The organism is Brachymonas sp. KE5 (assembly GCF_057773645.1).
In genome coordinates this window covers 1,033,528-1,053,417 of record NZ_CM173463.1, presented here as the reverse complement: position 1 = coordinate 1,053,417, position 19,890 = coordinate 1,033,528, and the positions used below count along the sequence as shown (strand labels likewise).

At 61.9% G+C, this 19,890-nt stretch carries 22 protein-coding genes, 1 pseudogene and 1 riboswitch; of the genes and pseudogenes, 14 read left to right on the top strand and 9 right to left on the bottom strand.

Features of this window, described 5'->3' with window-relative positions:
- Positions 1 to 4 precede the first annotated feature (4 nt).
- Together ACX36O_RS05070 and ACX36O_RS05065 are read left to right on the top strand one after the other, a co-directional pair.
- Positions 5 to 1,516 (top strand): DUF2779 domain-containing protein, encoded by a 1,512-nt coding sequence (locus ACX36O_RS05070; protein WP_213360216.1) that lies wholly within the window; start codon positions 5 to 7, stop codon positions 1,514 to 1,516.
- Positions 1,509 to 2,468, top strand: coding sequence for a helix-turn-helix transcriptional regulator (locus tag ACX36O_RS05065; RefSeq protein ID WP_488360149.1), 960 nt, complete (start codon positions 1,509 to 1,511; stop codon positions 2,466 to 2,468). Before ACX36O_RS05070 ends, ACX36O_RS05065 begins: the two co-directional genes overlap by 8 nt.
- 202 nt (positions 2,469 to 2,670) lie before the next feature.
- Here the strand turns inward: ACX36O_RS05065 and ACX36O_RS05060 are convergent, their stop codons facing one another.
- The 4 genes from ACX36O_RS05060 to rph all read right to left on the bottom strand — a co-directional run bounded on the left by ACX36O_RS05060 (position 2,671) and on the right by rph (position 6,345).
- Complete coding sequence (locus ACX36O_RS05060; RefSeq protein ID WP_488360148.1) at positions 2,671 to 3,591, bottom strand: PP2C family protein-serine/threonine phosphatase; 921 nt, start codon at positions 3,589 to 3,591, stop codon at positions 2,671 to 2,673.
- Between the two features lie 180 nt (positions 3,592 to 3,771).
- Positions 3,772 to 4,974 carry a radical SAM family heme chaperone HemW gene (gene hemW, locus ACX36O_RS05055; protein ID WP_488360147.1) on the bottom strand — a complete coding sequence of 401 codons (1,203 nt, stop codon included), beginning with the start codon at positions 4,972 to 4,974 and terminating at the stop codon, positions 3,772 to 3,774.
- A gap of 12 nt (positions 4,975 to 4,986) precedes the next feature.
- The gene (rdgB, locus tag ACX36O_RS05050) at positions 4,987 to 5,601 is read right to left on the bottom strand and encodes an RdgB/HAM1 family non-canonical purine NTP pyrophosphatase (RefSeq protein ID WP_488360146.1); all 615 of its coding nucleotides are present in this window, start codon (positions 5,599 to 5,601) and stop codon (positions 4,987 to 4,989) included.
- 9 nt (positions 5,602 to 5,610) lie between these two features.
- Positions 5,611 to 6,345: a ribonuclease PH gene (gene rph / locus ACX36O_RS05045; RefSeq protein WP_371686351.1), complete on the bottom strand. Its 735-nt coding sequence runs from the start codon at positions 6,343 to 6,345 to the stop codon at positions 5,611 to 5,613.
- 210 nt (positions 6,346 to 6,555) lie between these two features.
- Here rph and ACX36O_RS05040 point away from each other — a divergent pair, with 210 nt between their 5' ends.
- The 7 genes from ACX36O_RS05040 to ACX36O_RS05010 all read left to right on the top strand — a co-directional run bounded on the left by ACX36O_RS05040 (position 6,556) and on the right by ACX36O_RS05010 (position 12,549).
- Complete coding sequence (locus tag ACX36O_RS05040; RefSeq protein WP_213360199.1) at positions 6,556 to 7,515, top strand: YicC/YloC family endoribonuclease; 960 nt, start codon at positions 6,556 to 6,558, stop codon at positions 7,513 to 7,515.
- Between the two features lie 19 nt (positions 7,516 to 7,534).
- Positions 7,535 to 8,173, top strand: a complete 639-nt coding sequence (gene gmk / locus ACX36O_RS05035) for a guanylate kinase (RefSeq protein ID WP_213360197.1) — start codon at positions 7,535 to 7,537, stop codon at positions 8,171 to 8,173.
- 21 nt (positions 8,174 to 8,194) lie between these two features.
- Positions 8,195 to 8,398 (top strand): DNA-directed RNA polymerase subunit omega, encoded by a 204-nt coding sequence (gene rpoZ, locus ACX36O_RS05030; RefSeq protein WP_213360194.1) that lies wholly within the window; start codon positions 8,195 to 8,197, stop codon positions 8,396 to 8,398.
- Positions 8,399 to 8,582: 184 nt separating this feature from the next.
- Positions 8,583 to 10,796, top strand: coding sequence for a RelA/SpoT family protein (locus ACX36O_RS05025; RefSeq protein WP_250130982.1), 2,214 nt, complete (start codon positions 8,583 to 8,585; stop codon positions 10,794 to 10,796).
- A 65-nt stretch (positions 10,797 to 10,861) separates the two neighbouring features.
- A complete protein-coding gene (locus ACX36O_RS05020) occupies positions 10,862 to 11,509 on the top strand; it encodes an FMN-binding negative transcriptional regulator (RefSeq protein ID WP_213360190.1) in 648 nt (215 codons plus the stop codon).
- A 93-nt stretch (positions 11,510 to 11,602) separates the two neighbouring features.
- Complete coding sequence (locus tag ACX36O_RS05015) at positions 11,603 to 12,040, top strand: CopD family protein (RefSeq protein ID WP_213360189.1); 438 nt, start codon at positions 11,603 to 11,605, stop codon at positions 12,038 to 12,040.
- A 110-nt stretch (positions 12,041 to 12,150) separates the two neighbouring features.
- Complete coding sequence (locus tag ACX36O_RS05010) at positions 12,151 to 12,549, top strand: nuclear transport factor 2 family protein (protein ID WP_488360145.1); 399 nt, start codon at positions 12,151 to 12,153, stop codon at positions 12,547 to 12,549.
- A gap of 9 nt (positions 12,550 to 12,558) precedes the next feature.
- On the opposite strand, the gene greB is transcribed toward ACX36O_RS05010, so the two are convergent.
- The 3 genes from greB to thiS form a co-directional block, all read right to left on the bottom strand.
- Complete coding sequence (greB, locus tag ACX36O_RS05005) at positions 12,559 to 13,113, bottom strand: transcription elongation factor GreB (protein ID WP_488360144.1); 555 nt, start codon at positions 13,111 to 13,113, stop codon at positions 12,559 to 12,561.
- A gap of 87 nt (positions 13,114 to 13,200) precedes the next feature.
- On the bottom strand, positions 13,201 to 13,986 hold the full coding sequence (locus ACX36O_RS05000; protein WP_213360186.1) for a thiazole synthase: 786 nt from the start codon (positions 13,984 to 13,986) through the stop codon (positions 13,201 to 13,203).
- A gap of 4 nt (positions 13,987 to 13,990) precedes the next feature.
- Positions 13,991 to 14,242 (bottom strand): sulfur carrier protein ThiS, encoded by a 252-nt coding sequence (gene thiS, locus ACX36O_RS04995; RefSeq protein WP_488360143.1) that lies wholly within the window; start codon positions 14,240 to 14,242, stop codon positions 13,991 to 13,993.
- A gap of 144 nt (positions 14,243 to 14,386) precedes the next feature.
- Positions 14,387 to 14,500: riboswitch (TPP riboswitch) on the top strand.
- A gap of 72 nt (positions 14,501 to 14,572) precedes the next feature.
- Here thiS and thiC point away from each other — a divergent pair.
- From thiC to ACX36O_RS04975, 4 genes are all read left to right on the top strand, one after another.
- Positions 14,573 to 16,465 (top strand): phosphomethylpyrimidine synthase ThiC, encoded by a 1,893-nt coding sequence (thiC, locus tag ACX36O_RS04990; protein ID WP_488360142.1) that lies wholly within the window; start codon positions 14,573 to 14,575, stop codon positions 16,463 to 16,465.
- An 80-nt stretch (positions 16,466 to 16,545) separates the two neighbouring features.
- Positions 16,546 to 16,740, top strand: a complete 195-nt coding sequence (locus ACX36O_RS04985; protein ID WP_323030879.1) for a YgaP family membrane protein — start codon at positions 16,546 to 16,548, stop codon at positions 16,738 to 16,740.
- 10 nt (positions 16,741 to 16,750) lie between these two features.
- Positions 16,751 to 17,104: a carboxymuconolactone decarboxylase family protein gene (locus ACX36O_RS04980; RefSeq protein WP_323030878.1), complete on the top strand. Its 354-nt coding sequence runs from the start codon at positions 16,751 to 16,753 to the stop codon at positions 17,102 to 17,104.
- Positions 17,105 to 17,242: 138 nt separating this feature from the next.
- On the top strand, positions 17,243 to 18,463 hold the full coding sequence (locus ACX36O_RS04975; protein WP_488360141.1) for an FAD-dependent oxidoreductase: 1,221 nt from the start codon (positions 17,243 to 17,245) through the stop codon (positions 18,461 to 18,463).
- A 91-nt stretch (positions 18,464 to 18,554) separates the two neighbouring features.
- On the opposite strand, the gene ACX36O_RS04970 is transcribed toward ACX36O_RS04975, so the two are convergent.
- Positions 18,555 to 19,169, bottom strand: a complete 615-nt coding sequence (locus tag ACX36O_RS04970; RefSeq protein WP_323030876.1) for a class I SAM-dependent methyltransferase — start codon at positions 19,167 to 19,169, stop codon at positions 18,555 to 18,557.
- Complete coding sequence (locus tag ACX36O_RS04965) at positions 19,169 to 19,489, bottom strand: heavy metal-binding domain-containing protein (protein WP_488360140.1); 321 nt, start codon at positions 19,487 to 19,489, stop codon at positions 19,169 to 19,171. Before ACX36O_RS04965 ends, ACX36O_RS04970 begins: the two co-directional genes overlap by 1 nt.
- A gap of 235 nt (positions 19,490 to 19,724) precedes the next feature.
- Between ACX36O_RS04965 and ACX36O_RS04960 the strand changes: the two are divergent.
- Positions 19,725 to 19,826: pseudogene (locus ACX36O_RS04960) on the top strand (IS481 family transposase); the annotation flags it as partial.
- Positions 19,827 to 19,890: the final 64 nt, after the last annotated feature.

Here is a 19,890-nt window from a genome sequence, read left to right as displayed (position 1 = left end):
ACATATGCGTACGCTTTCGAAGTCGAAGTTGCTCGCTTATCGGCAGTGCCCCAAGCGCCTGTGGCTCGAAATCCATCGGCCTGAACTGCGGGAGGATTCGGCCGCCACACAGGCCACCTTTGCAACCGGCCATGAGGTGGGTGACAAGGCACGCAGCTTGTACGACCCGGATGGCAAGGGAGCCCTGATCGACTTGCAATTGGAAGGATTCGATGCTGCGTTTGCTCGCACCCAATCCCTGCTTCAGTCGTTCCATCCCATTTTTGAAGCGGGCTTCAAAGCAGCGGGGGCAATGGCATTTGCCGATGTCCTGTTACCTGTCGATGATGTGGGGCGAAAGGGCTGGCGAATGGTGGAGGTCAAATCTTCCACCAGCGTCAAGGACTACTACCGTGATGACGCCGCCATCCAGTCATTTATCGCCCGTGCCGCAGGTGTACCGCTCACCGCCATTGCACTGGCGCATATCGACAGCAGTTGGACTTATCCCGGCAACCAGGATTATCGTCGCCTGCTGGTGGAGGAAGACCTGACCGACGAAGCCTTTGCACGGGGAGCCGAGGTTCGGGAATGGATTCAGCAGGCGCAACAGATCGCAGAGTCGCCGACAGAACCCGAAGTTGGCACTGGCTCACAATGCACCTCCCCCTATGCCTGTGGCTTCAGCGCGTATTGCACCCGGCAGGAACCAGTAGCCGAATATCCCATTGCCTGGCTGCCAGGCCAGATCAGTTCAGCATTGCGGGAACATATTGCCCTGACCGAAATCATTGAAATGGCAGATGCTCCCGATGACATGCTCAGCGACAAGCAACGACGTGTCAAAACGGTGACGCTGTCTGGAGAGGTGCACTTTGATCAGACTGCGGCCAGCCAGGCCCTGGCGCCTAACGCCCTACCCGCCTATTTCATGGATTTCGAGACGATCCAGTTTGCCGTGCCGATCTGGAAAGGCACCCGCCCCTATCAGCAAATCCCGTTCCAGTTCAGCGTGCAACAGCTCAATCCCGACGGACGTTTGAAGGAGCACGCATTTCTTGAGCTTTCCGGCGAAGATCCGTCAGAGCCATTTTGCCGCGCCTTGTTGGCCGCATGCGGGGTCACAGGCCCGATCTATGTCTATAACGCCGGCTTTGAAAACTCCCGCATGCGCGACCTGGCGCAACGCTTCCCGCAATATGCCGAAGGTCTCGATGCGTTGATAGCACGGGTAGTGGACCTGCTGCCGGTGGCCCGCACGCACTACTACCACCCTAGCCAACAAGGCAGCTGGAGCATCAAGGCCGTGCTGCCTGCAGCCTGCCCGGAACTGAGTTACGACAATCTGGACGGCGTACAGGATGGTGGAATGGCGCAGGATGCATTTTTGCAAGCCTTGGCCCCCGAGACGGAGCCGGCCCGCAAGGCTGAACTCGAACGCCAGTTGCTGGCCTACTGCGGCCTGGATACCTATGCCATGTTGAAGCTCTGGAGCCTGTTCACCAATTACACAGCAGCAGGCCAAACCGATGCCTAAACGACCGGACACCCTGGAAACCGTGATCCTGGCGCTGGAATTGTTGCGTCGCATTCCACGCAACCGAAAAATCACGGCATCAGAACTTTGGGAAGAACTCAAGGACGCCGGCATCGAGCGTGAACTGCGCACCATCCAGCGCCAGCTCCAAATGCTGAGCGAGCACTTCGAGATCGAGCGGGATGACCGCAGCAAACCATACGGCTACAGTTGGCAGGAAAGGGCCGAACCCTTGGCTGTGCCCAGCCTGACGGCGCAGGAATCGCTGCTCCTGCAACTGGCGGGAGAACAGTTGCGCAACCTGCTTCCAACCCATGTGATGAGGTCGATGAATGGCTTTTTCACTCAGGCCAGGCGTAATCTGGGTCCTGCCAGCAATGCAACGCTGGAACGCGAATGGCCGCAAAAAATCCGGGTCGTTTCAACCAGTCAACCACTATTGCCGCCCAAAATCCGGCCCGGCGTATTTGAAGCCGTAAGCGAAGCGCTGTATGCCAACCACTGGTTGCGGGTGGACTACCGGAATGCTGCGGGCAAGCGCCATGAAGCGGACGTGATGCCCCTGGGACTTGCACAGCAAGGCCTACGCCTGTATCTGGTGGGCCGCTATCGCGACTATGACAACGAGCGCAGCCTTGCGCTGCACAGAATTTTGGCAGCAGAAGTGTCAACGCGCACGTTTGACCGCCCTGCTGAATTTAATCTGAAGAAATATGATGACGATGGACGCTTCGGATTTGGTGATGGTGAGTGCATCCATTTGCAGTTTAGGATAGCCAAGCCAGAAGGTCTCCATCTTCTGGAAACACCACTATCAGTCGATCAAAAAGTGATTGAGCACGAAGATGACTATGAAATCCATGCCACTGTAGTTGATTCAGACATGCTTGAATGGTGGCTGCGAGGGTTCGGAGACTCAATCCTGGATATAAAAAAACTGAAAATAAAATAATAACATGCCCCGTAATTCCAATTAAAATTATTCACAAATAAAATGCATACATCATTCTTTGATACAGAAAGCGCAAAAATTGTAACACTGCCAGAATGGATGGCGTGGGCATCCAACCAGGCGGATGCAGCCCACCGTGTTGTGTTGCCAATGATTCAACGTGGATCGGTCTGGGCTCCGCACAGGGGAGGCCATGCAGTCCTCAGCACCCGCAGGAAGCGCTTAAAGATCCGATTATTTCAATTGCGATCATTGAACAGTCATCCAAGCGTCCTGCATAGAGATATGCCTGCTTCAAATGAGATATATTTTCGTCAAGTGAGGCTTCGCCTCGCCAAAGCGTGGACAGCCGTGCATCACCAACTGTGCCATGCAAGCCGTCTGTGGCAAGCAAATAGACATCACCTTGCGCAACACGGCCACGCCAAACATGCAACCACTCTTCCGAAGCACCAGTATGCTGCGTCAGACCAGCGTCCCATATCGGCTCGGGATCCGTGCTTTCACCGAGTGTCAGGCAGTGCAAAAGTCCATCGTAGATGGAGGCATGCTCCATGCCTGCTTCTTCCGGCTCCAATTCCTCCTGAAGAATTTGCTGCCACACCGTGTGATCCAGACTGAGCTGAAGCCATTCGATTTCACCGCTTCGCTGCCTGCGCAGACGCCAAACTCTCGAATCACCGCAGTTCACAGCACAAACCTGATCGTGAACGATATGGATACTGGCCAGAGTAGTGGACGCACCTTCAGTTCGCTCGTTTCGATATCGGAATTGCCATTCCTGTACCGCGGTACGCACGCGTTGAGGCAAGGTTTCAGGCAAGCCCTTTAACGCTGCCTCTTCAACAACATGGTGAAGCACCTCCAAAAAGCTCAAACTCGCAAGAGCTGCGCAAGGGCTGCTGGAGACACCATCAGCCACAGATGCCCAAACGGAGCCGCCAGTCAAGAGGGTCGATGGAAGTGCGCGTGATTGCTCTTGCCAGATGAAATCGTGGCTATCCGCCTGCAAGGCAAGTGCATCCTGCATACGCAAGCGCTTACCGTTGGTGCTATGGCGCTGGTAGATGGCATGCTGGTACGCTGCTATGCGAAAACCAGTTGGGATGTCATTCAAAACCATATCCACCCTTCTCGCTTGGAAACGCACTTGTGCGGATGAAGCGGCTTATCAAGTGGGCCACACGAATGATCAAGTCTTGCTGGGTCTTCATCCTGCCAGTGTACGAAGCCCCTGCGTCAAATCGTGACGCTACGCGTCTTTCGTGCAGCGGCTTGCATGTATGAGCCCGGCGACACGTGTTTAGTCTGGCAAGAACAGCGCCTGCAAGTCACTCAAAAAATCAAATCCCTGCTCCGTCGGCCACACACGCGCAAAGTCGCGCGCAATCCAGCCGCGCCGCTCGGCCTCTTCCAGCGGGCGCTGGATTACCGTGATCGGCAAGCCCGTCCGGTCGCCAAAATCCGCCAGCGCAAAGCCATTGCGCAGCCGCAGCGCATTTAGCATGAACTCGAACGGCAGATCCTCGCGCGCCACTTCGTGCTGCTGCGCCAGCGCCTCGCCACGCAGCGCCAGTTCCATGTAGCGCTGCGGCTCGCGCACCTTGACCTGGCGCACGATACGGTGCGGAAAGCTCAGCTTGCCATGGGCGCCCGCGCCGATGCCCAGATAGTCGCCAAAGCCCCAGTAATTCTGGTTGTGCACACACGCATGACCCGGGCGCGCATAAGCCGACACCTCGTAGCGTTCCATGCCAACCGCCGCCGTGCGTTCGGTGATCAGGTCCAGCATGCCATAGGCGCTGTCCTCATCCGGCAGTTGCGTGGGCGGATACTTGGCAAAGTAGGTATTGGGCTCGATCGTCAGGTGGTAGATGCTGATATGCGGCGGTGCAAACTGCAGCGCCTGGTCCAGATCCTGGCGCAAGTCGGCCAGGTCCTGCCCCGGCAGGGCGTACATGATGTCCAGGTTGAAAGTATCGAAGCTGTGCGCAGCCTCTTCCACCGCGGCCAGCGCCTGGGCGCGATCGTGCACCCGACCCAGCGCCTTCAGGTGCGCATCGTTGAAGCTCTGTACACCGATCGACAGGCGCGTAACGCCCGCCTGCGCGAACGCCGCAAAGCGCTCACGCTCGAAGGTGCCGGGGTTGGCCTCCAGCGTGATTTCGCACATGGGCGCCAATGGCAGCAAGGCGCGGATCTGGCTGAGCAGACCGTGGATGGCATCAGGCGAGAACAGGCTGGGCGTACCGCCGCCCAGGAAGATGCTGTGCACCTGCCGGCCCCACACCAGCGGCAGGGCCTGCTGCAAATCGGCCATCAGCGCATCGACATAGGCCTGCTCGGGCACCCCCGCCCCGCCCTGCACCGCATGCGAATTGAAGTCGCAATAGGGGCATTTTTTCAGACACCAGGGCAGGTGCACATACAGGCTCAGCGGCGGGAGCGCCGGCAGTTGCAGGCTGCCGGGACGCATCAGGTCCAGCACATCGGGAGCATTGGCCATGGGGATTTCCGCTCAGGCGGCGTCGGGCGCCAGCCAGGTATTGCGCAACAGGCGCACCATCTCTCGCGCCGACTGGCCGCGATGGCTGCGACGGTTTTTCTCGTCCGGATCCATCTGCGCAAAGGTTTGATTTAGTTCGGGAATGAACATCACCGGATCAAAGCCGAAACCATTGTCGCCCACCGGCTGCTGCGTGATCTGCCCGACGGCACGGCCCACCGCCACCAGCGGCTCCGGATCGTCCGGCGAGCGCACTGCCACCAGCGTGCTGACCAGCGCTGCACGGCGTTGCGTGATGCCCTGCATCTGCTCCAGCAGCGCGGTCACGTTGTTGTCATCCCCCTTGGGATAGCCAAACTGCGTGGCGTAATACGCCGTCTGCACACCAGGCTGACCCCCGAATGCATCCACGCACAGGCCGGCATCGTCGGCAATGGCCGGCAGGCCGCTGTGACGGCTGGCGTTGCGCGCCTTGGTCAGTGCGTTTTCCAGAAAAGTGTGAAAGGGTTCCTCGGCCTCGGGCACTCCCAGCGCCGCTTGCGGTACCAGCTCCACGCCCAGTTCGCCAAACAGCGCCTGCAGCTCGGCCAGCTTGCCCTTGTTGTTGGAGGCGAGCACGATTTTCATGGTCATGCCTCAGCCCGCCAGTACCTCGCGCTGCTTGTCCTGCAGGGCGAGAATACCTTTTTGCGCCAGCTCCAGCATGGTGTCGAGCTGCTCGCGGCTGAAGGCCATGCCTTCGGCTGTACCCTGCACTTCGATGAACTTGCCGGCACCGGTCATCACCACGTTCATGTCGGTATCGCAGGCCGAGTCTTCCAGATACTCCAGATCGAGCAGCGGCGTGCCTTCCATCATGCCGACCGATACGGCGGCCACCGGCTCGCGGATCGGATTGCGCGTGACCTTGAAATCGCGCAGCAGGCCGTTGACGGCATCCTGCGCAGCGACGAAAGCCCCCGTGATGGCCGCGGTGCGCGTGCCGCCATCGGCCTGGAGCACATCGCAATCGAGCACGATGGTGCGCTCGCCCAGCGCCTCCAGATCGAACACGGCACGCAGTGCGCGGCCGATCAGACGCTGGATTTCCTGCGTGCGGCCGCTCTGCTTGCCCCTGGCTGCCTCGCGATCACTGCGGGTGTGGGTGGAACGCGGCAGCATGCCGTATTCGGCCGTGACCCAGCCTTCGCCACTGCCGCGGCGGAACGGCGGCACCTTCTCGTCCACGCTGGCGGTGCACAGCACCTTGGTGTTGCCGAACTCCACCAGCACCGAGCCTTCGGCGTGGATGGTGAAGTTGCGGGTGATGCGCACCGGGCGCAGCTCGTCGTGGGCGCGGCCGGACGGGCGCGCGTAGCTGTTCGTGGTCATGATGGTCTGGATCCTTCAGTATGAGACGCCCGAAGAGAGAAATGCGGACAGGTTGACAAACGCACGCAGCGGGAATATCAGTCACGATCATGCCGACTGGATCGACGCCTGTTTTGGCCGGTACAGCACGCGGCTGGCAAAGCGAGCGTCTATACTTCCGGCACGCCGCAGCCCTTGCTGCCAACCGTTTTTCCCCTCCCGAGGTAATGCATGCCAGTTTACAGCATGACCGGCTACGCCAGCCTGCAGTCCACCCCCGGCCAGATGCAGGCCGATGCCAACCAGGGCTTCGATCCCGCCCTGCCGGACGACTGGCGCCTGAGCCTGGAACTGCGCGCTGTCAACAGCCGCTTTCTCGACCTGACCTTCAAGCTGCCGGAAGAACTGCGCCCGCATGAAGCCGCCCTGCGCGAACTGCTGCAAAAGCAGCTGCGCCGCGGCAAGGTAGAGCTGCGCGCTTCGCTGGAGCACCAGTCTTCCGCCCCTGACCAGATGCAGGCCCCTTCCGTCGCCCTCTTGCAGCGCCTGGCCGCCGCGCAGGACGCCGTGCGCAGCTGGCTGCCCCAGGCAGCGCCGCTGTCGGTGGCCGACGTGCTGCGCCTGAATACCGCGCCTTCCTCCCTCGCGCTGCCGCCCGAGCAGATGCAGCAGTGGCTGCTGCAATCCATGCGGACGCTGTTGGAGCGTTTCCAGCATGCGCGTGAAACCGAAGGTAGGCAACTCGCCGACAGCCTGCTGCAGCGCGTGCAAGGCCTGCGCGCGCTGGCCAGGGAAGCCGAGCCGCTGATCCCGCAACTGGTAGAGCAGCAGCGCCAGCGCTTTCTGGACAAGTGGAATGACGCCTTCCAGCAGGCATCCGCCCAGTCCACAGCAAACCCTGTGTCGGCCGAAGCCGCCCAGGAGCGCGCGCTGTCCGAAGCCACCGCCTTCGCCATCCGCATCGATGTGGCCGAGGAAATCACCCGCCTGCAATCGCACCTGGACACCATCGAGAACCTGCTGAACAAGGGCGGCGAGCTGGGCAAGCGCATGGAGTTCCTGATCCAGGAACTGCACCGCGAAGCCAACACGCTGGGCTCCAAATCGGCCGCACTGGATACGTCGCGCATTTCGGTCGACATGAAGGTGCTGATCGAGCAGATGCGCGAGCAGGTGCAAAATATCGAATAAATCTTCCAAGCTCCGACCTATGCAGCAGAACACCCCCACCGAATACCCTGGCAACCTCTACGTCGTAGCCGCCCCCAGCGGCGCGGGCAAGTCCAGCCTGGTCAGAGCCCTGATGGAAGTAGACGCCGGCGTCAAGGCCTCCGTGTCGCACACCACGCGCGCCCCGCGGGGCCAGGAAGTGGATGGCCGCGAATACTTCTTCGTCGACAACGCCACCTTCGACACCATGATCGCCAACCAGGATTTCCTGGAGTGGGCCCAGGTGCACGGCAACCGCTACGGCACCTCGCGCCAGGCAGTAGAGCAGCGCCTGGCCGAAGGCGGCGACGTGCTGCTGGAAATCGACTACCAGGGCGCGCTGCAGATCAAGCAGATCTTCCCGCATGCGGTGCTGGTGTTCGTACTGCCCCCGAGCTGGGAAGAGCTGCGCTCGCGCCTGGAGCGCCGCGGCGAGGACAGCGCCGAGACCATCGAGCAGCGCCTGGTCAATGCCGAGCAGGAAATGGCACAGGCAGCAAAATTCGATTTTGTTATAATCAATGAGTTATTCGAGCGTGCACTGTTCGATCTCAAGAGCATCGTGCACGCCCAGCGCCTGAAATACGCCGCGCAAAGCCGCTCCAGGGCAACCGTGTTTTCCGCCCTGCACATCATCTGATTCCGGAGTACCTGCTTCATCATGGCACGCATCACCGTCGAGGACTGCCTCGAACAAATCCCCAACCGTTTCCAGCTGGTTCTGGCTGCCACCTACCGCGCCCGCATGCTGAGCCAGGGCCACCTGCCCAAGGTCGAAAGCCGCAACAAGCCCGCCGTTACCGCCCTGCGCGAAATCGCAGCCGGCAAGGTCGGCCTGGAAATGCTGAAGAAGGTCCCGACCTGATTCTGCGCCCCGCGCCCTGAGTGGCCCGCAGCCAATCGCAAGAAGCATCCTCCGGGGTGCTTTTTTCATGCCCGATCGCAGGCAAATGACAGGGCCTGGGCGCTGTCTTATTCCTGTCATCTCGGGTAATATGAGAGCTCCTGTTTCTTCCTCTTACAGCCGTGTCCTCCGAACGGATTGCCGCATGACTCCGTCCCCCGCCGAAACCGCCTCTGCCGCCAGCTTTGCTGCCCTGCTCAACAAACTCGACTATCTGGCCGAGAATGAGATCGCGAGCGTGCGGGCGGCCTACAAGCTGGCGGATCAGGCGCACCTGGGACAGACGCGCAAGAGCGGCGAACCCTACATCACGCACCCGATTGCCGTGGCGGCGCAGTGTGCGGAATGGAAGCTAGACACCCCGGCCCTGATGGCCGCGCTGCTGCACGACACCATGGAGGATTGCGGCGTCACCAAGGCAGAGCTGACGGAAAAATTCGGCACCCCCGTGGCCGAACTGGTCGACGGCCTCACCAAGCTGGACAAGCTGCAATTCAGCAGCCGGCAGGAGAACCAGGCCGAATCCTTCCGCAAGATGCTGCTGGCCATGGCCAACGACGTGCGCGTCATCCTGATCAAGCTGGCCGACCGCACGCACAACATGCGCACCATGTCGGACATGAAGCCCGACTCGCAGCGCCGCATTGCCACCGAAACGCTGGAAATCTACGCACCCATCGCCAACCGCCTGGGCCTGAACCGCACCTACCGCGAACTGGAAGACCTCTCCTTCAAGTACCTGCACCCCTGGCGCTACGAAACACTCACCAAGGCCATCGGCCACGCGCGCAGCCGGCGTCGCCATCTGGTGCAGGAGGTGCAGAAGAACGTGGAAGATGCCTTTGCCGCCGCCGGCCTCAAGGCCCGCATCAAGGCACGCGAAAAAACCATCTTCTCCATCTACCGCAAGATGGACAGCAAGAAGCAGAGCTTTGCCCAGCTCTACGACATCTTCGGCTTCCGCATCATCGTGCCGAGCAACTCGGACTGTTACCTCGCGCTGGGCATTCTGCACTCGCTCTACAAGCCGGTGTCGCAGCGCCTGAAGGACTTCATCGCCATCCCCAAGGACAACGGCTACCAGTCGCTGCACACCACGCTGATCGGCCCGGCAGGCATCCATGTCGAATTCCAGATGCGCACCGATGCCATGCACCAGGTGGCCGAATCCGGCGTGGCGGCACACTGGCTGTACAAGCAGCAAGGCGAGCAGGCAGCGGCCGACGACAAGAGCGGCAAGCCGGCCAACTGGCTCAAGAGCCTGCTCGATATCCAGAAGGAAACGCTGGATGCCAACGAGTTTCTGGACCACGTTCGCCTGAACCTGTTCCCCGAGGACGTGTTCGTGTTCACGCCCAAGAACCGCATCATGTCGCTGCCGCGCGGCGCCACCGTGGTCGACTTTGCCTACGCCATCCACAGCGACGTGGGTGATCGCGCCGTGGGCTGCCTGGTCAACAACCGCGAAGCGCCGCTGCGCACCGAACTGTCCAGCGGCGACGTGGTGCAGGTCATCACCGATCCGGATTCCACGCCCAAGCCGGCCTGGCTGAGTTTTGTGCGCACGGCGCGGGCACGTTCGCGCATCCGCAACCATTTGAAGGTGCAATCCAACGAGGAGGCGCTGGTGCTGGGCCAGCGCCTGTTCCTGCAGGCCTACCGCGCCGAAGGCATGGAGCACATTCCGCCACAGGACGAAGAACACAAGGCCGTCTGGGACAAGCTGCTGCGCTTTGCCAACAGCAAGAGCCTGGAGGATCTGTATCTGGACATCGGCCACGGCAAGCGCATCACCACGGTAATTGCCAAACAATTGGCCACGCTGATGACCGAACTGGGCGAAAAGCCCGACGCCGTGCTGCTGAGCATGGAGCGCTTCAACGAGGAAGCCCAGCAGTACCGCCAGATCATTGCGCTGGACGGCAGCGAAAAATCCTCCATCAAGTATTCGCCCTGCTGCCACCCGTTGCCAGGCGACGAGATCATCGGCTACCTGGGCCGCGGCGAAGGCCTGATCGTGCACACGGCCGACTGCACCGTGGCCAAGCGCCTGCGCGCCAAGGATGCCGAGCGCTTCATGGAAGTGGAGTGGGCCGAGCACATGACGCGGCGCTTCCCGACCGCAGTCACCGTCACCATCCACAACCGCGTCGGTGCTGTGGCGGGCATTACGGCGGCCATTGCCCGCTCCAACGCCAATATCGGCTACATCAGCATGTCGGACGACATGAACCAGGAAGTGCTGGATGTGCGGCTGATCCTGCAGGTGCGCGACCGGCTGCATCTGGCGAACGTGCTGCGTGGCATCCGGCGCGTGCCGGCGGCGATTCGGGCTACGCGGGTGAAGTCGGCCGGGTAAACATAGCGGCGATAGCCGTCCGATAGCCACCCTGTCATCACATTGATTCTGGAACCCAAGCACCCGTGCATATTCCCAAGCACTTCCATCAGGAAGACGTTGCCGCGCTGCATGCCTTGATGCGTAGTCACCCGCTGAGCACGCTTGTCACGCTGGGCGCTGATGGGCTGAACGCCAACCACATCCCCTTGCATCTGTCGCCTGAGTCGGGCCCTTATGGCGTGTTGCGGGGCCATGTCGCTCGTGTCAATCCGGTCTGGAATGATCTGCATGCAGACATGGATGTACTGGCGATTTTTCATGGACCGCAAGCGTACATCACTCCCTCCTGGTATCCGACCAAGGCAGAGACAGGAAAAGCCGTTCCCACCTGGAATTACACGACGGTGCACGCATACGGGAGGCTGCGCTGCATCGAATCTCCTGTCTGGTTGCACGACCATCTGGAAGCACTGACGAATGCCCAGGAGGCCGCTTTTTCCACGCCGTGGCAAGTTGCCGATGCGCCTGAGGATTACGTCGGGAGGATGCTGAATGCAATCGTGGGCATCGAAATTTCCATCACCCGCCTGCAGGGCAAATGGAAAACCAGCCAGAATCAGCCGGGACACAATCAGGAGGGCGTGGTGCGTGGACTGAGAACCCTGGGCAGCACGGATGCGGGCCTGATGGCAGACCTGGTCGCCAGTCATCTCCCTGATGGCGGCAACTGAGCCACGCCAGCAATTCGACCATTCCTTGATCACAGCCAACTCTTTGATAATGAGAATTGGTTTTATTTGTGGGATTTCGTGGATGATGGAGGCATGTACAGCTACATCCTCCTCACCCACATCCTCGCCGCGACTATCTGGACCGGCGGCCATCTGGTTCTGGCGCTGACGGTATTGCCGCGCGCACTCCGGGCACATGATCCGGGGATTTTGCTGAACTTCGAGTCCGGCTATGAAAAGATCGGCATGCCTGCCCTGCTGATCCAGATCGTGACCGGCCTGTGGATGGCACATCTGCTGCTGCCTTCGCATGCCGACTGGTTCAGCGGCGAAACACTGCAAAGCCGGCTGGTAATGCTCAAGCTGGGACTGCTGGCCCTGACTGCGGCAACGGCACTCGACGCACGCCTGCGCATCATTCCCAGACTCACAGCCGCCACGCTTCCCGCCATGGCGCGCCGGGTGACGCTGGTGACCGTGGTCTCTGTCTGCTTCGTGATTGTCGGGGTGGCGTTTCGCGGCGGGTTCTGAGATCAGGTCGGGCAATCGTCCACCAGGCGGTAACCCCCGTTACCGCCCCGTCACACCTCTCGCGCCAGCCGCATGGGAAGATGGCCCAACCTCAACCCACGGAGCGAGCCATGACGGATCCCGACGAGATTCTGGCCCTGGAAGCGAAGTTCTGGCAGGCCATGTGTGATGAAGACATCGGCAGCGCTGTCGCCATGCTCGACGAGCAAGCCGCGGTAGCGGGCATGCGCGGCATCCAACACTTTGACCACGAAAGCTATCGCAAGATGGCGGAAGAAGGCGGCGCGAAGCTGATCAGCTTCAAGTTTGCCGACGAGAAGGTGCTGTTTCCGACTCCCGATGTGGCGATCGCAACCTACACCGTCGATCAGACCTTCGAGATGAACGGCAAGCAGCAGCAGATGACGTCCTTCGACACCACCACCTGGGTGAAGAAGAATGGCAGCTGGCTGGCATCGGCCCACACCGAAACGCCCAAGCCCCAAGCGCCTGAGGATAACAACGACTGAGGCGCCGGCTTACTGGGGCTGCGGGTAGTTCACCTCGATCACTTCGATTTCTTCCACGCCCCCCGGCGTCTGCAGTTGCACCACATCGCCCACGCGCGAGCGCAGCAGCGCCCGACTGATGGGCGCAATCCAACTGACCTGGCCCTGCAGGTTGTCCACCTCGTCGACGCCCAGAATGGTGATGGTTTTTTCATCGCCGGCTTCGTTGGCATAGGTGACGGTGGCGCCAAAAAACACCTGGTCGCCCCCGTGATGCACGCTGGGATCCGCCACTTCGGCCTTTTCCAGCCGTTTGGTCAGGAAGCGGATGCGGCGGTCGATTTCGCGCAGCCGCTTCTTGCCATAGAGATAGTCGCCATTCTCCGAACGGTCGCCGTTGCTGGCTGCCCAGTGCACGGTTTCGACGATGCGCGGGCGCTCTTCGTCGATCAGCTGCATCAGTTCGCCTCGCAGGCGCGCGTAGCCCTGCGGCGTGATGTAGTTCTTCACGCCAGCCGGCATCGCAGGCATGACGTCGTCGTCATCGTCCTCGTGGTCGGTTTCCTTGGTGAATGCCTTGCTCATGTCTCACAATCCATCATTCGGCCGCCGTCCTGCAGGCGCAGGCGATTTACCTGCTCACGCATGCAGTTCATAACGAGCGGCGCCTCCTCACAGGATAAACGGCCGTCCCGTCACCGGCGTGCTCGCCACCGCCATTTCCTGAGGCGCGATGATGCCCGCCTCAAAACCCGCGCGGCCCGCAGCGATGGCGTCGCGGAAGGCGCCGGCCATCTTCACCGGATCGTGCGCCTGCGCCACGGCCGAGTTGAGCAGCACGGCATCAAAGCCCAGCTCCATTGCCTGCGCCGCGTGTGACGGCGCGCCCAGCCCGGCATCCACCACCAGCGGCACCTGCGGCAGGCGCGCACGCAGCGTGCGCAGTGCCCACGGATTGAGCAGCCCCTGCCCGGAGCCGATCGGCGCGCCCCAGGGCATCAGGATGCGGCAACCCGCGTCCAGCAGGCGCTGGCAGGTCACCAGATCATCGGTGCAGTACGGGAACACCTCAAAGCCATTGCGCGCCAGCTCCTCCGCGGCCTGTACCAACTCGTAGGGATCCGGCTGCAGCGTCTGCTCGTCGCCAATCACTTCCAGCTTGATCCAGTGCGTGCCCAGCAGTTCGCGCGACATCATGGCCAGCGTAACCGCCTCGCGCGCGCTGCGGCAGCCGGCGGTGTTGGGCAACAGGCGCACGCCGGTGCTGCGTACTACGTCGACAAAACCGTTGTCGGACTGGGAGCCCTTGTCGATGCCCAGTTGCCGGCGCAGGCCCAGCGTCACCACCTGCGCGCCCGAGGCCACGATGGCCTGGCGCAACACCTCGGGCGAAGGGTAGCCCGCGCTGCCCAGAAAGAAACGGCTCTCCAGCGTCACATCCGCAATCTGCCACGTCATCGCCTTACCCTCCGACAATCGCCTGGAAGCACATGACGGTATCGCCGTCCTGCAGGGCATGCGCTGCACGCGCATCACGCGGCACGAACTGGCCGTTGACGGCCGTGGCATGCGTCATCGGGTCGAGATCGCGCGCCTGCAGCAGCACCTCCAGCGTACTGCCGGCCGGCATCTGCAACGCCTCGCCATTGAGCGATACCTGCAACTGTCCGCCTGCGCTGCCCGGCGCGGGGACTGCCTCGGTCTGTCCAGTCATGGGAATCCATCCTTGTGCAAAAGCAGAATCATAGCGCTGCGAGAGCAATGTCACTTGCAGCGTTCCGTCCAAACGCATATGCAGGCGAAACGCGGGATTACCAGCACCCAGCCCCACGGCCTGCCGAATCTGCATACAATGCGTCCATATGCTCCGGGGTGTTTGCGCGGCATTGGCGCGCAGGCTGAGATGGCTTTTTGCCGAACCCGCGAACTTGACCCGGCTCACACCGGCGGAAGGAGAGCAGCCTGCCCTACCCGGCCCTCGCGGCCGCCATTGGCGCATCAGGCCTCCGGAGCACTTGTATAGAGATTCTTCTGGAGACAGCCCATGAACGCGCCCGACCATATCCCCGCCCCGCCCGCAGACCTGAACCAGTTGCTCACGCTCACGCGCGATCCGCTGCCTGCCTCCACCAAGGTCTACGTGCCCGGCCAGCAGGCCGGCGTGGCCGTGCCCATGCGCGAGATCGCGCTGACCAACGGCGAGCAGGTCACCGTGTATGACACCTCGGGCCCCTACACCGATCCCAAGGCCGAGATCGACGTGCGCAAGGGCCTGCCTACAGTGCGCAGCCAGTGGATCGAAGCACGTGGCGACAGCGAAACCTACGAAGGCCGCCTGCACCACATCCTGGACGACGGCGGCAAGCTGGACGAGCGCGATGCCGAGCGCATCGAGGTGCTGCGCCGCGAGGCTGCCGCCCTGCAGCGCCAGCCGCGCCGTGCCAAGGCCGGCGGCAACGTCACGCAGATGCACTACGCACGCCAGGGCATCATCACGCCCGAGATGGAATACATCGCCCTGCGCGAAAACGGCAAGCGCGAGTGGATGGCCGAGTACCAGTCCGACCTGAACCGCGAGATGCGCCTGAAGGGCAACGGCCTGGGCGCCAGCATTCCGAAGATCATCACGCCCGAATTCGTGCGCGATGAAGTGGCGCGCGGCCGCGCCATCATCCCGGCCAACATCAACCATCCGGAAATCGAGCCGATGATCATCGGCCGCAACTTCCTCACCAAGATCAACGCCAACATCGGCAACTCGGCCGTCACCTCCAGCATCGAGGAAGAAGTCGAGAAGCTGGTGTGGTCGATCCGCTGGGGCGCCGACACGGTGATGGACCTGTCCACCGGCAAGAACATCCACACCACGCGCGACTGGATCATCCGCAACAGCCCGGTGCCGATTGGTACCGTGCCGATCTACCAGGCGCTGGAAAAAGTGGGCGGCATTGCCGAAGACCTGACCTGGGACATCTTCCGCGACGTGCTGATCGAGCAGGCCGAACAGGGCGTGGACTACTTCACCATCCACGCCGGCGTGCGCCTGCCCTATATCCACCTCACGGCCAACCGCCGCACCGGCATCGTCAGCCGCGGCGGCTCCATCCTGGCCAAGTGGTGCATCGCCCACCACAAGGAAAACTTCCTGTACACGCATTTCGAAGAGATCTGCGAGATCATGAAGGCCTATGACGTGAGCTTCAGCCTGGGCGATGGCCTGCGCCCCGGCTCCAACGACGACGCCAACGACGAAGCGCAGTTTGCCGAACTGCGCACGCTGGGCGAGCTGACGCAGATCGCCTGGAAGCACGACGTGCAGACCATGATCGAAGGCCCGGGCCACGTGCCGATGCACATGATCCAGGCCAACATGGAAGAGCAGCTCAAGCATTGCCACGAGGCGCCCTTCTACACCCTGGGCCCGCTGACGATCGACATTGCCCCCGGCTACGATCACATCAGCAGCGCCATTGGCGCCGCCATGATCGGCTGGATGGGCACGGCCATGCTGTGCTACGTGACGCCCAAGGAGCACCTGGGCCTGCCCGACCGCAATGACGTCAAGCAGGGCATCATCGCCTACAAGATTGCCGCGCATGCCGCCGACATTGCCAAGGGCCACCCGGGCAGCCGCGCACGCGATTCGGCCATCAGCAAGGCGCGCTTCGAGTTCCGCTGGATGGACCAGTTCAACCTGAGCCTGGACCCGGACACGGCACTGGCCTTCCACGACGAGACGCTGCCCAAGGACAGCAGCAAGGTGGCGCACTTCTGCTCGATGTGCGGCCCCAAGTTCTGCTCGATGAAGATCACGCAGGAAGTGCGCGACTATGCGGCACAAAAAGAGGCCCAGGAGAAGGGTATGGCCGAAAAGAGTGCAGAATTCATGGCAGGCGGCGGCGAAATCTATGTGCCGGTGCCTGGGGCGAAAGCCTGATCCGTGGCAGGGGTGACACAGGGTTTTTCCGGTCACCCTATAATCTACTTGTTCGTTAATTGATTTTCAAGGAGAACGAGATGAACGTTGGTGGTATCGACCGTATCCTGCGCATTGCCGTAGGCCTGATCCTGATCCTGGGCACGCCCCAACTGCTCGGCTATATCGGCAGCAACTGGGCCTGGCTGGGCCTGCTGCCCCTGCTGACCGGCCTGCTGCGCACCTGCCCCGCCTACAAGCTGCTGGGCATGAACACCTGCCCGATGAAGAAGTGAGGCAGCATTCATGAGCGGTATTCCCAGTTACAAGGCCCACACCAAGGACATCTCCAGCCATCTGGCCGGCTTCCGATCGGCCCAGCCCGATCTGATGAAGGCCTTCGGCGAAATGTCTGCCGCCGCCACGCGCGACGGCGTGCTCGACGCCAAGACCAAGGAGCTGATCGCCCTGGCTCTGGCTGTGGCTGCGCATTGCGATGCCTGCATCGGCTTCCATGTGAAGGCGCTGGTCAAACTCGGCGCTACCCAGCAAGAAGTGGAAGAAACGCTGGGCATGTGCGTCTACATGGGTGGTGGCCCGTCCCTGATGTACACCGCCAACGCACTGGCTGCGTTCAAGGAATTTACGGCCCAGGCCTGATCTCCTGCGCTTGCGGCCATGGGTCGCAAGTCTCCACGGCCTGCGGTGCTTGCATCCAGGCCGTTTTTCTTTGCCAGGTTGGCATTTTCTTGCCCCACGACAAAGCGCCTTCTGTTCCTGTTGAAGATAATGCCCGCCATGCAAAATCATCACACCGCCCTGCTTCCCTCTCCTCGGTATCCTGCGCTGCAAGCCCCCGCCCGCATCGGCATTGCCGGCGCCGGTGTGCTGGGGCGGCTGCTGGCATGGAAGCTGGCGGCGGCTGGGTATCAGGTGACGGTGTTTGATCCTGCCTCGGGTGCCGCTCCCGATTACCAGCAACCGCGCGCGGCCGGCTTTACCGCTGCCGGCATGCTGAGCCCGCTGGCCGAACTGGAATGCGCGGACTGGAATCTGGCCGAGCTTGGCTGGATGAGCGTGGACCTGTGGCGCGCGCATGCCGAGCGGCTGCAGCAGGCCCATCAGCAAAGCGTGTACTTTGCGCAGCGTGGCAGCCTGCTGCTGGCGCACGGCAGCGACATGGGCTCGGCCCAGCGGCTGCTGGCAGGTCTGCAGAGCAAGGCGCCTGCCTCGCAACGCGACGAGCCGCTGGCCCGCCCTCTCAGCGCGCAGGAACTGCAGGAACTGGAGCCCGGCGTATCGCGCCAGCTGCGCGGCTGGATGCTCGACAAGGAAGGCCAGGTGCATACGGTGGAAATGCTGGTGGCGCTGGTCGTTGCTGCGGAGCAGTGCGGCGCCACGTTCCGCTGGAATACCGCCGTACGCGACGTGCTGCCGCACGCGATTGAGGGCGAGCGCTTTGACTGGGTGTTCGATACGCGCGGCCTGGGGGCGCGTGATGGCAACACCGACAGCACCGTCTCCCTGCCTGCGGCAGATGGTTCGCTGCCGCCATTTGTCTACCAACTGGCGGCTGGTGCCACCCTGCCCGATCAGGCCATGCGTGGCGTGCGCGGCGAAGTGTTCTGGCTGCATGCGCCCGGCGTGGAGCTGCACCGGCCGGTGCGCCTGATGCACCCGCGCCACCGCGTGTATGTGGTGCCGCGCCCGGGCGACATGATCGTGGTGGGGGCCAGCGAGATCGAAAGCGAAGACCGCAGCCCGGTGAGCCTGCGCAGCACGGTGGAGCTGCTGGCGGCTGCGCACAGCGTACTGCCTGAGCTGACCGAAGCGCGCGTGGTGCATATGGAGAGCAATCTGCGCCCCGCACTGGCAGACAACATGCCCGCCATCACGCTGGTGGACGGTCTGACCCGCATCAACGGGCTGTTCCGCCACGGTTGGCTGATTGCGCCGGCGATGGTGGAGCAGGCACTGCGCGGGAGTAGTCTGATTGAGGCGGCTGCGCCGCTGGAGTGATCAGTCGGGGCTCTCACCTGTGCACGGCAAGCAGCATGCTGAAAAAAAGCCAGCCATGCGTGCTGCGCCTTGATGGCGGTGCTTGTATGTTCTACAAAAGCCCAGACTGCAACGGGTAGCGCGTCGGCGCTTCCGCATCCGTGGTCACGGTGCGCACGGCCGCAATGCGTTGCACGAAGCGCTCGGGATCCGCTTCGAAGCCATCCTCGTAGGCAATCACACGCCATTGCGGTCCGGCTGCCGCAACACGCTGCAGCAGTTCGCCCGGTTGCAACAGAAACTCGGGGTTCGACGGCCGCCCGACCGTTTCGTTGCCCGCCGCGAAGGTTTCGTACAGCAGCACGCCACCTGGCTGCACGCTGTCGAACAGGGACGGAAACACGACACGCCACAGGTAGTTGGTGACCACCACGGCGCCAAACTGCCGCCCGGGCAAGGGCCAGGGGCTGCCGTCTTCCAGATCGGCCTGCAGGACCTCGCCGTATTGGCAGGCAGTTGCCAAGGCTTCGGCATTACGGTCAACGCCCAGCACCGGATAGCCCTGTGCGGCAAACCACTGCATATGGCGGCCGGCCCCACAGGCGACATCCAGCACGGTGGAGCCTGCCGGCACCAGTTCGGTAAACCGCCGGATCCACGGGGACGCCTGCAACACGCGCCCATTGCCGGCAGCAACGCCGGCGCCTGCCGCTGCACCAGCCGCCATCACTCGGCAACCACCGCCGTACCGCTGGCAGACACCATCAGCATGCCGTTGCCCTGCCCCAGCACCTCGTAGTCCAGGTCAATGCCAACAACAGCATTGGCCCCAAGCCCCTGTGCGCGTTCCTGCAGTTCGCGCATGGCGATGTCACGAGCCTTCTGCAGCTCGCGCTCGTACATGCCGGAACGGCCACCGACAATATCGCGCAGGCCGGCAAACAGATCCTTGAAAACGTTGGCGCCCAGGATGGCCTCGCCGGCAACCACGCCGCAGTATTGCGTGATGCGCTTGCCGTCGATGCTGGGGGTGGTGGTGACGATCATGGGATTTCTCCTGAAGGGGTGGCACAACTGGCATGCCCTGCCCCGCTGCACAGCGAGGAAGAGGCACCGCGCTTCACATCATGCCATGACGCCATGACGGACGCGAATGTCTCGAATGCCGCCTCTTCTCCGTATAAACCCCGGGTATCAAAACTCTGTCAATTCCCATTTATCGAGAATATGACATATAAAAATCCTTTTTCTACTTGCCATGAACTCCCCCGTGGGGTATAACGTAGCCAGTAAGACGCCTATGCAGGCCATGAAAGAGTGGTACCACTCGCATCCAGAGATGTTCCGAAAACGACCTTATGATCGTCCGGGATGCGACACCTAACGTTCAAGGTAACCGGCCTTGCGCGGTTTTATGCGCAAGGTCCGGGTTGACCGCAGGGTTGGGC